A 14755-nucleotide genomic window follows, 5' to 3' on the forward strand; every position below is an offset into this window, starting at 1 on the left:
CCGATGCCGATCCTGACGCTCGTCTTCTATACCGGCGCTCTCGCCGTGGCGGCGGCCTCTCCAGGTCCCGGCATGACGGCCGTGGTGGCGCGGGCGCTCGGGGGCGGCTTCCGGGCCGGCATGACCTTCATCATCGGCATCGTCTTCGGCGACCTGTTCTATCTGACGCTCGCCATCTTCGGCCTCGCGTCCCTGGCGCAGGAGTTCAACCTTGCCTTCCTGGTGATCCGTTACGTCGGCGCCGCCTATCTTCTCTATCTGGCCTACAAGCTCTGGACCTCGCGCGCCGACCCGGCCGAGGTGGCGGCGAAGGTGCGCTCCGAAAGCGCCTGGCGCACGGTGTTGGGCGGCTTCACGCTGACGCTGGGCAATCCGAAGACCATTGTCTTCTACATGGCTCTCCTGCCCTCGCTGATGCCGATCGAGAGCATCACGCTCACCGGCTACCTGGAGCTGATCGGCGTTTCCATCGTGACGCTGACAGCCGTCGGCGTGGTCTACGCGGCAGCTGCCGCCGGCGCGCGCGAGTTCTTCCGGAGCCCCCGGGCGATGCGACGCCTCAACCGCACCGCCGGCGCCATGATGGCCGGCGCGGCGGCTGCGGTGGTGGCCCGGTAAACGGCTCTTCCCGATTACTCTGCCGCGAGGTTGACCATCTGCTCGCCAGCGCCGAGGTTGCCGAGCGAGGTGACGATGTGCTTGGCCAACGCATCGTGGATGGGGCTCTTGGCGTGCTCGGCGCGCAGGAGGCCAATCTCGGCCGGCTCGAGCTCGGGGAAGCCCTCGCGCAGGCCAAGAATACGCATGTTGGCCTTGAGGGCGCTTTCCGGCAGCACCGACACGGCGAGGCCGGCCAGCACCGCGCCCGACAGGGCCAGCGCCGCGCTGGAGATATAGGCCACGCGGAAGCGGCGCCCCTCGCGGTCGAGGGCGCGGACGACATTGGCGCGCCAGCAGCAATCGTCCGGGCCGAGGGCCAGCGGCACCGGATCGAGTTCATGCACGCTGTGATCGCGCGAGCCGACCCAGAACAGCGGCTCGCGCCGGATCACCTCGCCGCGCAGCGAGCCGTAATAGCCATGATTGATGATGCCGAGGTCGAGCCGGCCATCGCGGATCATGTCGGAGACGGTGACCGAGCGCTGGCACTCGACGGTGATCTCGATCATGGGATTGATGCGCGAGAAGCCGGCCAACACCGGTGGCAGCAAACGGTCGGCGTAATCGTCGGGAATGCCGAGGCGCACCGAGCCGGTCAGGCCGGGATCCTCGAAGGCGGACAGCGTCTCGTCATTGAGACGGATGAGACGGCGCGCATATTCAAGAAGACGGCGACCATCCTCGGTGAGCCGGCTCTGGCGACCATCGCGGGAGAAGATGGGCTTGCCGACTCGGTCCTCGAGGCGACGCATCTGCATGGACACGGCCGACTGCGTCTTGTGAACGACGTCGGCGGCGGCCGTGAACGACCCCACCTCGGCAATGGCGACGAAGGTCCTGAGTTGATCAAGGTCGAGAACGTTCATCTTCAACAATCCTGATGAATGACCGATCGGCGGGCGAATAAGGGAAACCCCTTCGGTTTTCGGGTGGCGTCCCATCGCCCCGCGTGATCTCATGGCTTCAAGAGAGTGATATCAACTTCCGTCATGAAAAGCATCAAAAACATGCGTTGGACTGATTGATAGCCCCATGAGATAAATCCACTATCGAAACACCGCAGCGGCGTTCCTACCTCAGATACGCAATGCTGCCATGTTCTGCCCTCTTGGTAGGACAAGCTCGCAGGAGCCAAGAGAATGACCCTGATCCTCGATCATGCGTCCTCGCGCCGCGTCTCCTCCCTTCGCCCCGTTCACGAGGCGATGCGTCTCGTAGGCACGTTGTTCCGCCGTCTCGGCGCGCTGATTGCCGCGGAAATCGACCGCCGGCAAACCATGCAGCTGCTTGAGTTCGACGCGCATGCCCTGAAGGACATGGGCATTTCGCACGCCGATGTCGAAGGCGCCCTGCTCGTGCCGATCAATCGCAAGCCGAGCCTCACGCTGGCTGCCCGCCGTGCCGAGGCCCGCCGCGCCGAACGTGAGCAGGCCCTTGAGGCCGCCGCAGCGCTTCGTGACTAACACGTACGTGTTTCATAAGAGATGCGGATAAGTCCGCAGGAAAACATTCGCCGGACTTATGAAGAAGTAAACGAAATCTGAACGGGGCTTCCAGGTGAAGCCCCGTTGCCGCCTCCACCCCTAACCCTCAACCCCTGACCCAACGCGCAATGCGCAAACCCATCCAAGCCCCTTGATGGAGCCGATCATGTCCACGACCTTCGCGTCCAGCACTTTCGCCGCCGCTTTCGTCACGACGTTCACCACGCTGGTGCGCGCCGCTGCCGAGCGCACGGGGCTTGTTGCGAAGATTATGGTCAATCGCTGGATGGCCAAACAACTCTGCGACTTCACCGATCACGAGCTGGCCGATATCGGCCTCAGCCGATCCGACGTACGCGCAGCCCTCGACGGTCCGCTTCACGCCGACCCGTCGCTCAGGCTCGCCGCCATCGCTCGCGGCAATTCGGTGAATATGGCCAGCGTTGTGCTGCATCGCACGGAGAGCGTGGATTTCACGCCCTTGGTCAGGGGGAGGGAAGAATGATCGCACCCAGACTGGAAGACTGCGTCAACGATCTCTGCCCGATCACCCGCCGTCCCGTCAGCCCCGATGCCCTGACCTATTACAAGGGCAAGGTGGTCGGCTTCGCTGACCGTCAGGCGCGCGACACCTTCCTGGCCGCCATGCTGGCCTTCGAGACGGCGATCCAGCCGCCACCTGAGGTTCGCTATTCGATGCCGCTCAAGAAGCGGCAGAAGGAGCTCGAAGCGGCCTGATTTCCTGCAGAGGCGCCTCTCCACCCCGATGCGCCTCATCCAGGGTCCGGACCCGCCTCCCTTCCGGACCCTTCCCATCCCGGCCCCCTGCCGGATCACCTGGCGGCGTCGCAAGGCGCCGCCTCTTTTTTTGCCCCGTCGGGGCATGCTATTGGCGTGCTCATGGCCCATTCCGATTTCCGCACGCCGCGCGTCTTTGTCGCAACGCCGCTCGACGGCGCGTCGCTGTCTTTTGACCGCGACCAAAGCAACTATCTGCTCAATGTTCTGCGCCTCAAGGACGGCGACGACGTGCTGGTGTTCGATGGCCGGAACGGCGAATGGCGCGGTCGGATCGGGCTTGCCGGCCGCAGGTCGGCCGAACTCGTCGACCTCCGGCCAAGCCGGCCGCAGCCCCCTGCCCCCGACCTTCTCTATCTCTTTGCGCCGCTGAAGCATGCCCGGCTGGACTATATGGTGCAGAAGGCGGTGGAGATGGGCGTCGGCCGCATGCGCCCGGTACTGACGCAGCACACCCAGGCGAGCCGGGTGAACATCGAGAGGATGCGGGCCAACGTGATCGAGGCGGCCGAGCAATGCGGCGTCCTGCATGTGCCGGCCGTCGAAGATGAGGAAAAGCTGGATCGGGTGCTCAGTCGCTTCGAGCGGGACGAGCCGCTCCGCCGGCTGATCTTTTGCGACGAGGGCGAGGAGACGACCAACCCGCTCGCGACCCTTTCCTCTTTGCCGCGCGGACCTCTCGCAATATTGATCGGGCCGGAAGGCGGGTTCTCCGAGGACGAGCGGCGAACCCTGCGCGCCCTGCCCTTCGTCACGACGATCCCGCTCGGCCCGCGCATTCTGAGGGCCGATACGGCGGCGGTGGCGGCGCTGGCCGTCATCCAGGCCACCCTCGGCGACTGGTAGGGCCGGCTCCTGACACGCCCCAGCCAAGGCGAGGCACAAAAGCTTTCCTGCCGCCTGCTTGGCGACAATTGAACAAACGGCGGCGGGCGGCTAGGTTGCCGCCCTATCCGAGGGAGCCTCTTCATGGCGCGCGACACGTCCGACACCACGCCGATCTCGTCCACCGCCGATCTCGTCGAGCGGATCGCCGGCGGCTGCAAACCCAGGGAGCGCTGGCGGATCGGCACCGAGCACGAGAAGGTCGGCTTTCGCAAGTTCAGTCATGCGCCGGTCCCCTATGAGGGGTCAGGCGGCATCCGCCAGTTGCTCGAGGGCATGGAAGGTCTGCTCGGCTGGGAGCCGATTGCCGATCACGGTCGGCCGATCGGCCTGCTGGATCCCACGCAGGGCGGCGCCATCAGCCTCGAACCGGGCGGCCAGTTCGAGCTGAGCGGCGCGCCTCTTTCCAACCTGCACCAGACGGCCACCGAGCTGCAGGCGCACATGATGCAGGTGCTGGAGATCGCGACACCGCTCAAGATCGGCTTCCTGGCGCTCGGCGCCAGCCCAATCTGGACGTTGCCCGAGACGCCGGTGATGCCGAAATCGCGCTACGCCATCATGTCGGACTACATGCCGACGGTCGGCACGCGCGGCCTCGACATGATGTTCCGCACCGCCACGGTTCAGGTAAACCTCGACTTCGCCTCCGAGGCCGACATGCGCCGCAAGATGCAGGTGTCGATCGCCCTGCAGCCGATCGCCACGGCGCTATTCGCCAACTCGCCCTATCTCAACGGCCGGGCGACCGGCCGCCTGTCGGAGCGGTCCGAGATCTGGCGCGATACCGACAATGCGCGAGCCGGCATGATTCCCTTCGTGTTCGAGGAGGGCTTCGGCTTCGAGCGCTATGTCGAGTGGGCGCTCGACGTTCCCATGTATTTCATCAAGCGCGGCGACACCTACCACCGGGCCACCGACATCACCTTCCGCCAGTTCCTGGCCGGAGCGTTCCGCAACCGGCTGCCCGGCGTGGAGCCAACCATCGGCGACTGGGACAATCACCTGGGCACGCTGTTCCCGGAGGTGCGCATGAAGCGCTATCTCGAAATGCGCGGCGCCGATTCCGGCTCGACCGATCACATCCTGGCGCTGCCGGCCTTCTGGGTGGGCCTTCTCTACGATCAGGCATCCCTCGACGCCGCCTGGGACCTGATCAAGGGATGGAGCGCGGAGGAGCGGCAACGCTTGCGCGACGACGTGCCGACACTGGCCCTCCGGGCGGAGATCGGCGGACGGACGGTGCGCGACATCGGCCGCGAGGTGGTGGCACTGTCGCGGGCCGGCCTTGCCCGGCGCGCCCGGCTCAACCGCTGCGGCCAGGACGAGACGCAGTATCTGAGGCCACTCGACATCATCCTCGACCGCGGCAAGACCGAAGCCGAGGTGCTGCTGGAGAAGTTCGGCGACAATCTCGACGGCATCTTCTGCGCGCTCGACATGCAGCCGATGGGCGACCTCGGCTGCCTCTGACGCGGATTCTGAACGCCGGGAACGTTTGACGTCCCGGCTACCGGCCGCCATCATCGCCAGTCATGAATCGAGTCGCCGCGCGCGGCTCGCCCAACCCTGCCGGACAACCATCGGTGACCGACCCCACTTCCAACGCCGCCGAATACACGGTTTCGGAAATCTCCTTCGCGCTCAAGCGCAGCATCGAAGACCAGTTCGGCTTCGTGCGCGTGCGCGGCGAGATTTCCGGCTATCGCGGGCCGCATTCCTCGGGGCACGCCTATTTCGCCCTCAAGGATGAAGGCGCGCGCATGGAGGCCGTGGTCTGGCGCGGCGTTCTCGGCAAGCTGCGCTTCAAGCCCGAGGAAGGCATGGAGGTGATTGCCACCGGCAAGCTCACGACCTACCCTAACTCGTCCAAATATCAGATCGTCATCGACGCCCTGGAGCCGGCCGGGGCCGGCGCGCTGATGGCGCTTCTCGAAGAGCGCAAGCGCAAGCTCGGTGCCGAAGGCCTGTTCGACCCCGGACGGAAGCAGCTCCTGCCCTACCTGCCGCGCGTCGTCGGCGTCGTCACCTCGCCGACCGGAGCCGTCATCCGCGACATCCTGCACCGCCTCGCCGACCGCTTTCCGGTGCATGTGCTGGTGTGGCCGGTGAAGGTGCAGGGCGAGAGCTGCGGCTCCGAGGTGGCGGCAGGTATCGCCGGCTTCAACGCGCTGCCCGAGGGAGGCCGCATTCCGCGCCCCGATGTCATCATCGTGGCGCGCGGCGGCGGCAGCCTTGAAGACCTTTGGGGGTTCAATGACGAGGTGGTGGTGCGCGCCGCCGCAGCAAGCGACATACCCCTGGTCTCCGCCGTCGGCCACGAAACCGACTGGACGCTGATCGACCTTGCGGCCGACGTGCGGGCGCCGACACCGACCGGCGCCGCCGAGATGGTGGTGCCGGTGCGGCGCGAACTGATGGACCGGGTGGACGATCTCGGCCGCCGGCTCACCGGTGCCAGCCTCAGGGCGGTCGATCTGCGGCGGACGCGGCTCATCGCCGCCGCGCGCGCCCTGCCTCGCGCCTCGGACATCCTTGCACTGCCGCGCCAGCGCTTCGACGCCGCCGCCAACGCCCTGCCCAAGGCGCTCACCGCCAACACGACCCTGCACGCCCGGCAGTTCGAGCGCGTCACCGCCCGCCTGACGCCGGCAAGCCTTCTCCGGACACAGGCACAGCTCGCCGAGCGGCTGTCGGTGCTGTCGGCACGCGGCGGCCGCGCGGTGGCCGAGCTGATCGCCCGCCGGCGGGCGCGCCTCGACCAGGTGACTTCGGTGTTCGACGCAGTCAACCACATGGCGACGCTGCGGCGTGGCTATGCGCTGGTGCGCGACGATGAGGGGAAACCGGTGTTCCGCGCCGGCGGGCTCGCGGCCGGCGCATCGATCGAGATCGAGTTCGCCGACGGCCGGGTGCGCGGCCGGGTGGGCGATGAGGCGCCGACGGCAATCGAGGCGAAATCGCTGCCGCGCCGGCCGAAGACGAAACCCGGCCCCGAGGACCAGGGCAACCTCTTCTGAACGGAACCTCAGGCGGAACGCATCCGTCCGTCCGCGGCTTCGCCCGGCTGGCGGGCGACGACGACGCGGTTGCGCCCGGCCCGCTTGGCGGCATAGACCGCCTTGTCGGCCTGCTGCAGCATCTGCTCGAACGAGGCGGCTGTTTCCGGATAGGCAGAAATGCCGGCCGAGAAGGTGATCTCGGCGGCTCCCAGGCTGGTCGCCACCGGCTGGGACCGGATGACCGCCCGCCAGGCCTCGGCGCGGGCGCGCGCCTCCTCGATGTCGGCATGCGGCATCAGGACCAGGAACTCCTCACCGCCCATGCGCACGGCCACTTCGCCGGGGCGCAGCGAGCGGGTGAGGACGCCGGCCATCGCCACCAGCGCGTCGTCGCCGGCTTTATGGCCGAAGGTGTCGTTGAGCCGCTTGAAGTGATCGAGATCGAGCGAAACGGCCACCAGCGATCGCCCGACGGCGTCGGCGTTGTCGATCAACCGATCGGAGATCGTCTCGAGAATGCGCCGGTTGTTGAGGCCGGTCAGGCTGTCGCGGTGCGCCATGTCGTGCAACTGTTCCTGCAGGCGCAGGTTGGCTTCGAGGCGCTCCTCCATCAGCCGGGTCGAGATTTGCAGGCTTTCCTGGGCACGAAGATAATCGGTGATGTCACGCAGTACGTAAGCAACGCTCTCGGACTGGCGCGCCGCGTCGACGGCGACGGTGCGCACTTCGTAGATACGGCCATCCCGTCGCCAGCGCCGAACCTGATTGTTGCCATCGAACAGGCTGGCCCCATCGGCCGGTCCAAAGCTGGTGCCAAGGCTGGAGAACGGTTTGCCGACAAGCGGCTTGCCGTCAAAGATCGCACGCATCGCCGCATTGGCCTCGGCGACCAGGCCGTTTCCCGACACCACCAGAATGCCATCGGGATGAGCGGAAAACACCGCGCCAAGGGCGACAGGCGCCAGCGACAGGAACTGGTTGCGGCTAACCAGGAAGCTGTAGATTACCGGCACCACGACATAGGCAAGCGGCGTCGGATCGAAGCCGAGGATGCGCACGCCGGCGAAGTTATAGGCGGCATTGGCCGCCCAGGGCACCATGGCCGAGAGGAGAAGGCCGGCGAACTGGGCGCGATGTACCGGCGGGGCGTGAATGGCCGCCCAAAGGGTCCGGATCGCCGTCAGCGCCATGAAGAAATAGATGGCGATCATCGCCGCGAAGAAGACAGAACCGTGCTCGTAGTGGAGCTGGTGCGGGTAGGCCGGCGTCGGATCGGGTGTCACCGCAACATAGACGAGGTGATGCAGGTCGTTGGTGGTAGCGATCGCCAGCATCGCGAGGCCGGCCGCGACCGACAGGCCGGTGTAGAGCGAGGCGCTCGGCAGGTCGGCTCCCCGCACATAGGCGCTCATGAACAGCATCCAGGAGATCGGGGTGGTGATGATGCCGTACCAGGCGAGCTCGGAGTAGAACAGCTTGAGTGCCGGCGCGTCGGAGCTGACGTCGAGAATGGCGCAGATGGCCCACCAGCAGCCCGATGCCATCAACATGAGATAATCGGTGCGCCCCGGGAAGCTACCGATACGCAGCGTATGCCAGGTGGTCGCAGCCGTCCCGACCACGACGAGAGTCAAAATGACGGCGGCGGGCTGCACGTGAAGGGCTCCGCAGAAATCGATTACAGAAAATGATTCGGGGGCATATATCCTGCGGAGCCTTTCGATTTGGTTTCAATTTTATGCATTCGCCACCCTTGATCGTGGCAAAGCCTGCGTACGGGGGGCTGGACAGCGCGGGGCGCAACGGCTTTTGTGAGGCCAGCACCATGCGGGGTTTTGCGGAACCCCTCGGAAACCAGGACGCCCACATGACCGCCTATCGCACGCTGAATGGCCTGAAGGTCGCCACGGAACTCGCCGAGTTCATCGAACGGGAGGCGCTGCCCGGCACCGGCCTCGATCCGGAGCACTTCTGGGCGTCGCTCGCCGACATCGTCGACCGCTTCGGGCCGGAGAACCAGAGCCTCCTCGACAAGCGCGACAGCCTCCAACAGCAGATCGACGCCTGGCATATGGCCCATCCCGGTGCGGTGGATCCGGTGGCCTACAGGACCTTCCTCACGGAGATCGGCTACGTCACTCCCGAACCGGCGCCATTCTCGATCGAGACCGCCGGCGTCGATCCGGAGATCGCCGAGGTCGCCGGTCCGCAGCTCGTCGTTCCCGTGATGAACGCCCGCTACGCCCTCAACGCCGCCAATGCCCGCTGGGGCAGCCTCTATGACGCCCTCTATGGCACGGATGCTCTCAGCACGCCGCCGCCGAAGGGAGGCTTCGACGCCGAGCGGGCCAAGGCGGTGGTGGCGCGCGCCAAGGCCGTACTCGACAGTGCCGCGCCGCTCGCCTCGCGTAGCCACGCCGACGTCGTCGCCTATGTGGTCAATGCGGGCCAGCTCAAGGTGCGCTTCTCCGATGGCAACGAGGAAGAGCTTGCCGATCCCGAGGTCTTCGTCGGCTATCGCGGCGATCCCGAGGAGCCGGCCGGCATCATCCTGAAGCGAAACGGCCTGCACATCGACATCCAGATCGATCGGGGAGAAGCCACCGGGGCGAGCGATCCGGCCGGCATCGCCGACATCCTCGTCGAGAGTGCGCTCACCACCATCATGGACTGTGAGGACTCGGTCGCCGCCGTCGACGCCGAGGACAAGGTGGCCGTCTACCGCAACTGGCTGGGGCTGATGCGCGGCGATCTCGAAGCGAGCTTCGACAAGGGCGGCGTCGGCACGACGCGTCGGCTCGCCGCCGACCGCAACTTCATCCGGCCCGACGACTCGGATGGCGCCCTCAAGGGCCTCAGCCTGATGCTGGTGCGCAACGTCGGATCGCTTCTCATGACCGATGCCGTGCTGGACGCCGACGGCAACGAGACCGCCGAGTGCCTTCTCGACGCGCTGGTCACCTCGGCCATCGCGCTTCACGACGTCGGTCCGAACGGCCGGCATGCCAACAGCCGCACCGGCGCCGTCTATATCGTCAAGCCGAAGATGCACGGTCCCGAGGAGGTCGCCTTCGCCGACCGGCTGTTCTCGGCCGTGGAGACGGCACTGGGCCTCAGGCCGCTCACCCTCAAGATGGGCATCATGGACGAGGAGCGGCGCACCTCGGTCAATCTCCGTGCGGCGATCGCCGCGGCGAAGTCACGCGTGTTCTTCATCAACACCGGCTTCCTCGATCGCACCGGCGACGAGATCCACACATCGATGCTGGCCGGGCCGATGGTCAGGAAGGGCGACATGAAGTCGTCCGCCTGGATCGCCGCCTACGAGGCGGGCAATGTCGACGCCGGCCTTGCCCTCGGCTTTGCCGGCCACGCCCAGATCGGCAAGGGCATGTGGGCAGCGCCCGACCGCATGGCGGCAATGCTCGCCGAAAAGATCGGCCACCCGCGCGCCGGCGCCTCCACCGCCTGGGTGCCGTCGCCGACGGCGGCAACGCTGCATGCCCTCCACTATCTCGAGGTGGACGTCGCCGCCCGCCAAGCCGAGCTTGCAACACGCGAGCGTGCCTCGCTCGACGCGCTGCTGACGCTGCCGATCGCCTCGGACCGTCCCTGGATCGCCACGGAGATCGCCGAGGAACTCGACAACAACGCGCAAGGCCTGCTCGGCTACGTCGTTCGCTGGATCGATCAGGGCGTCGGCTGCTCCAAGGTGCCGGATATCCACGATATCGGCCTGATGGAGGACAGGGCGACGCTCCGCATTTCCAGCCAACACATCGCCAACTGGCTGAAGCACGGCGTCGTCAGTCGCGAACAGGTCATGGAAACGCTTGAGCGAATGGCGGCCGTCGTCGACAGGCAGAACGCGGGTGACCCATCCTATCGACCGATCGGCAATGACTTTGCGGGGTCGCTGGCTTTCCAGGCGGCGGTCGAACTCATCCTCACCGGCGATCGGCAGCCGAACGGCTATACCGAGCTGGTGCTCACCGCCTTCCGGCGTAGGCGAAAGGTGGAGATCGCCATGAGGTGAATTGATCGGCGCCAAGACCTATCTAAGGATTGTGGCGCCGGTTGTTTTGCGGTCCCGAACAAGACCTTGCCGCCGGTGCCGGGTCGCCAGGACCCCGATTGAAGTCGCTGAGGAGGCGCTGCCATGACCGTCAGGGACATCTTCACCATCATCGACATCTACAACGAAAAGATGAACGCCTCGACGGCGGCATTGGAACTCGCATCCCGACGAAAGGCCCACGTCACCGGGCTCGCATTGGCCCTCGAACCGATAGCACCCGGCTTCCTCGCCTCGCCCGTTCCGGCGGAATATCTCGTCGAGGCTATCACCAATGCCGAGACCTCGGCCAAGGAGGCCGCCGCCGCCTTTGCCGCCGAGGCGACGAAATACGGCGTCGACGCCGAGGCGCGCACCGCCACCGTCTACTCGGGCGGGACGCCGGCCATCGTGCGCCAGGCACAGCTCTCCGACCTGATCGTCATCGGACAGGACGATCCCGAGCATGGCGAGCCGATGCGCGCCGCCATCATCGAGACGCTGCTGTTTGAATCCGGCGTGCCGGTGCTGATCGTTCCCTCGGGCTGGAACAAGCCGATCACCTCGGAGAAGGTGATGATCGCCTGGGATGGCTCGTCGACGGCGGCGCGCGCCGTGCACGCCGCCCTGCCCGCCTTGCGGGTCGCGACGTCGATCGAGGTGGTGATGGTGGCCGGCTCGAAGAACTGGTCCGGCGAACCGGGCGCCGATGTCGCCGCCTATCTCGCCCGGCACGACCACAAGGTGACGGTGACGACGCTGCCACGCTCGGCATCCGAGGTGTCGGCCGTGCTTCTCAACCATGCCGCCGAAAGCGGCGCCACCATGCTGGTCATGGGCGGCTACGGCCACAACCGCTTCCGCCAGTTCGTGCTCGGGGGCGTCACCCGCGACATGCTGGAAAAGATGACCATTCCGACCCTGATGACCCACTGACCGCCCACGCCGGAACGCGGCCGCCCGGCCGCGTTCCGTTCCTCCTCCGCCGAGCTTTTGCCCGACATGAGTCTTGAGAGCCTCGACCCCTTCTTCCGGCCGAAGCGCGTCGTGCTGATCGGCGCGACGGCACGGCCGAACTCGGTTGGCTCGGTGCTCGTTCGCAATCTCGCGACCTACGGCCGCGACCGCATCTCTTTCGTCAATCCGTTCTTCACGGAAATCGACGGCATTCCGGTTCATGCTTCGCTCGCCGACCTGACGGTGGCAGCCGATCTCGCCGTCGTCGCGGTACCGCCCGAAGCGATCATACAGGTGATGGAGGACATCGGCAGCGTCGGCATCCGGCATGCCGTGGTGATCACCACCGGTCTCGGCCATGGGCCGGGCAGCCTGCTTGAGACGATGATGGCGGCGGCGCGGCGGCATGGCATCCGTGTGCTCGGCCCCAACAGCGCCGGCCTGCAGATCCCGCCGATCGGCCTCAACGCCAGCTTCGCCCAGCGGGCAGCGGTGCCCGGCGACCTTGCCCTCGTGTCGCAGTCGGGCACGCTCACCCATGCCGCCCTCGACTGGGCCGCCAAGCATGGCATCGGCTTTTCCGGCATCGCCGTGCTGGGCGATGCCGTCGACGTCAACTTCGACGAAATGCTCGACCATTTCGCCCTCGACCACCGCACCAGGGCGATCCTTCTTTATCTTGAGAGCATTCGCGACGCCCGCGCCTTTCTGTCAGCGGCGCGCGCCGCGGCCCGTTCCAAGCCTGTTGTGGTGATCAAGGCCGGTCGGCATGCCGCCGGTGCCCGCGCTGCACGCTCGCACACCGGCGCATTGGCCGGCATCGACGCCGTCTACGACTGCGCCTTTCGCCGCGCCGGCCTGCTCAGGGTCGCCGACCTCGACGAGATGTTCGCCGCCGCCGAGACGCTCAGTCTGGTGCCGCGCATCCAGGGCAAGCGCATCGCTGTCATCACCAACGGTGGCGGTGCCGGCGTGCTGGCCGCCGACCGCGTCGTCGATCTTGGCGGCGAACTCGCCACGCTCGCCGACGACACCATCGTCGCCCTCGATCAGGTACTGCCGCCGGGCTGGTCACGCGGCAATCCGGTGGATCTCATCGGCAACGCCGCCGCCGATCGCTACGGCGCCGCAACACGGGCGGTGCTCGCCGACAGCGGCGTCGACGCCGTGGTGGCGATCAACTGCCCGACGCCGCTCGCTCCATCGAGGCTTGCCGCCGAGGCAGTGGTCGAAGCGGTCTCCGACTATCGCCGCGGCCGCTACGACGGCAAACCGCTGATCGCCGCCTGGCTCGGCGAGGACGACGGCTGGAGCAACACCTTCGCGCGGGCGCGCATTCCGGCCCTCGAAACGCCGCATGGCGCCGTCGAGGGGTTGATGCAACTCGTCCGCCACGCCGAAGCGCAGGCGGCGCTGACGGCGACGCCGGCCGACGTTCTAGCGGGCTTCTCGCCCGACCGGGCGCGGGCGGCGGCGGTGATCGCTGCGGCGCTGGCCGATGGCCGTCTCTGGCTCAAGGCGAGCGAGGTGGTGACGCTTCTGGCCGCCTACGGAATTCCCATCGTACCGGCGCTGGCCGCCGCCGACGCCGCCGAGGCGCGCCTGCTCGCGGCCGGCCTTCTCGCCGAGCACCGTTCGCTGGTGGTGAAGATCGCCTCGCCCGACATCGTCCACAAATCCGACGTGGGTGGCGTGGAACTGGAGCTTTCCAGCCCCGAAGCGGTGGGGATGGCGACCGATGCGGTGATCGCCCGCGCCAAACTCGCCCGGCCCGGTGCCCGCATCGACGGCGTGACGCTCCATCCGATGATCGTGGCACCCAAGGCGGTGGAGCTGATCGCCGGCGTCACCGACGATCCCATCTTCGGACCCGTGATGGTGTTCGGGCGCGGCGGCACGGCCGTCGAGGTCATCAACGACCGGGCGCTGGCCCTGCCTCCCCTCGACGCCAACCTGGCGCGCGATCTGATCGCCCGGACGCGCGTCGCCCGGCAGCTCCAGGGCTATCGCGACCGGCGACCCGTCGACGTCGACCGCCTTGCCGTCATCCTGCAACGGCTGGCGCAGCTCGTCGCCGAACACCCCGCCATCGGCGACATCGACCTTAATCCGCTGATCGCCGAGGCGGATCGCCTGATGGTCGTCGACGCACGGGTCACGCTCGTCGCCAACTCGCCGGCGTCGGGGGGCGCCGTGCATCATCCGCGCCTGTCCATCCGCCCCTATCCGACCGATTGGGAGGAGTATATCGCGCTGCCGAGCGGCCGATCGGTGTTCGTACGACCGGTCCGGCCGGAGGACGAGGGCCGCTACCTCGACTTCTTTTCCAAGATGACCGCCGAGGACATGCGCCTCCGCTTCTTCCAGCGCGTCCACGATCTCGGCCACGCCTTCGTCGCCCGTCTGACCCAGATCGACTATTCCCGCGCCATGGCCTTCGTGGCACTCGATCCCGAAAACGGCGAGATGCTCGGCGGCGTTCGGCTGCATGGCGATCCCGGCGGCGGCGACGGAGAATATGCGGTATCGGTGCGCTCCGACCTCAAGGGCCTCGGCCTCGGCAGGGCCTTGATGATGCAGATCATCCGCTATGCCCGCCGCGAGCATTACGGTCGCATCCACGGCGAGGTGCTCGCCGAGAACGGCCAGATGCTCCGGATGTGTGAGCGGCTTGGCTTTACCCTGACGCCCGATCCCGACAGCCCGGAGATCATCAGGGTCGCCCTCGACCTCCGGTCGACTGCGGATTGAACCAAAGTCTAAGTGCAGCGCCATTCGCGGTCGCGAGCCGGCCGGCGACTGTCGGCCACCTGGGAGCACTTGGTTTTACACACGTTTCCATCTGTGGAACCTGCAGGGCTTTTGTCTGGCGGTGATCTTTGGGTCATTTGTCCACGCAAGCGTTTGTGAAGCCG

Annotated in this window: 12 protein-coding genes; 10 read left to right on the forward strand and 2 right to left on the reverse strand. The window is 66.8% G+C overall.

What is annotated here, in order from left to right; translation table 11 throughout:
* Positions 1-3: 3 nt before the first annotated feature.
* Positions 4-618, forward strand: coding sequence for a LysE family translocator (locus CXZ10_RS18530; RefSeq protein ID WP_101290842.1), 615 nt, complete (start codon positions 4-6; stop codon positions 616-618).
* Positions 619-632: 14 nt separating this feature from the next.
* Here CXZ10_RS18530 and CXZ10_RS18535 read toward each other — a convergent pair whose 3' ends face one another.
* Complete coding sequence (locus CXZ10_RS18535) at positions 633-1526, reverse strand: LysR substrate-binding domain-containing protein (protein WP_101290843.1); 894 nt, start codon at positions 1524-1526, stop codon at positions 633-635.
* Positions 1527-1799: 273 nt separating this feature from the next.
* Between CXZ10_RS18535 and CXZ10_RS18540 the strand changes: the two genes are divergently transcribed.
* The 6 genes from CXZ10_RS18540 to xseA all read left to right on the forward strand — a co-directional run bounded on the left by CXZ10_RS18540 (position 1800) and on the right by xseA (position 6847).
* Positions 1800-2123, forward strand: coding sequence for a YjiS-like domain-containing protein (locus tag CXZ10_RS18540; protein WP_101290844.1), 324 nt, complete (start codon positions 1800-1802; stop codon positions 2121-2123).
* A 187-nt stretch (positions 2124-2310) separates the two neighbouring features.
* The gene (locus CXZ10_RS18545) at positions 2311-2649 is read left to right on the forward strand and encodes a DUF1127 domain-containing protein (RefSeq protein ID WP_180336074.1); all 339 of its coding nucleotides are present in this window, start codon (positions 2311-2313) and stop codon (positions 2647-2649) included.
* A complete protein-coding gene (locus tag CXZ10_RS18550) occupies positions 2646-2882 on the forward strand; it encodes a glutathione S-transferase (protein WP_101290846.1) in 237 nt (78 codons plus the stop codon). Before CXZ10_RS18545 ends, CXZ10_RS18550 begins: the two co-directional genes overlap by 4 nt.
* A gap of 162 nt (positions 2883-3044) precedes the next feature.
* Positions 3045-3788 carry a 16S rRNA (uracil(1498)-N(3))-methyltransferase gene (locus CXZ10_RS18555; RefSeq protein WP_101290847.1) on the forward strand — a complete coding sequence of 248 codons (744 nt, stop codon included), beginning with the start codon at positions 3045-3047 and terminating at the stop codon, positions 3786-3788.
* Positions 3789-3911: 123 nt separating this feature from the next.
* Positions 3912-5300 (forward strand): glutamate--cysteine ligase, encoded by a 1389-nt coding sequence (locus CXZ10_RS18560; protein ID WP_101290848.1) that lies wholly within the window; start codon positions 3912-3914, stop codon positions 5298-5300.
* 62 nt (positions 5301-5362) lie between these two features.
* The gene (gene xseA / locus CXZ10_RS18565) at positions 5363-6847 is read left to right on the forward strand and encodes an exodeoxyribonuclease VII large subunit (protein WP_101290849.1); all 1485 of its coding nucleotides are present in this window, start codon (positions 5363-5365) and stop codon (positions 6845-6847) included.
* Positions 6848-6855: 8 nt separating this feature from the next.
* Here the strand turns inward: xseA and CXZ10_RS18570 are convergent, their stop codons facing one another.
* The gene (locus CXZ10_RS18570) at positions 6856-8484 is read right to left on the reverse strand and encodes a histidine kinase N-terminal 7TM domain-containing diguanylate cyclase (RefSeq protein WP_101290850.1); all 1629 of its coding nucleotides are present in this window, start codon (positions 8482-8484) and stop codon (positions 6856-6858) included.
* Positions 8485-8696: 212 nt separating this feature from the next.
* On the opposite strand from CXZ10_RS18570, the gene CXZ10_RS18575 reads away from it, so the two are divergent.
* The 3 genes from CXZ10_RS18575 to CXZ10_RS18585 all read left to right on the forward strand — a co-directional run bounded on the left by CXZ10_RS18575 (position 8697) and on the right by CXZ10_RS18585 (position 14591).
* Positions 8697-10865 carry a malate synthase G gene (locus CXZ10_RS18575; protein WP_101290851.1) on the forward strand — a complete coding sequence of 723 codons (2169 nt, stop codon included), beginning with the start codon at positions 8697-8699 and terminating at the stop codon, positions 10863-10865.
* Between the two features lie 123 nt (positions 10866-10988).
* Positions 10989-11819 (forward strand): universal stress protein, encoded by an 831-nt coding sequence (locus tag CXZ10_RS18580; protein WP_101290852.1) that lies wholly within the window; start codon positions 10989-10991, stop codon positions 11817-11819.
* Positions 11820-11885: 66 nt separating this feature from the next.
* Positions 11886-14591, forward strand: coding sequence for a bifunctional acetate--CoA ligase family protein/GNAT family N-acetyltransferase (locus CXZ10_RS18585; RefSeq protein WP_101290853.1), 2706 nt, complete (start codon positions 11886-11888; stop codon positions 14589-14591).
* Positions 14592-14755: the final 164 nt, after the last annotated feature.

The organism is Pleomorphomonas diazotrophica, assembly GCF_002844595.1.
Classification (GTDB): Bacteria; Pseudomonadota; Alphaproteobacteria; order Rhizobiales; family Pleomorphomonadaceae; genus Pleomorphomonas; species Pleomorphomonas diazotrophica.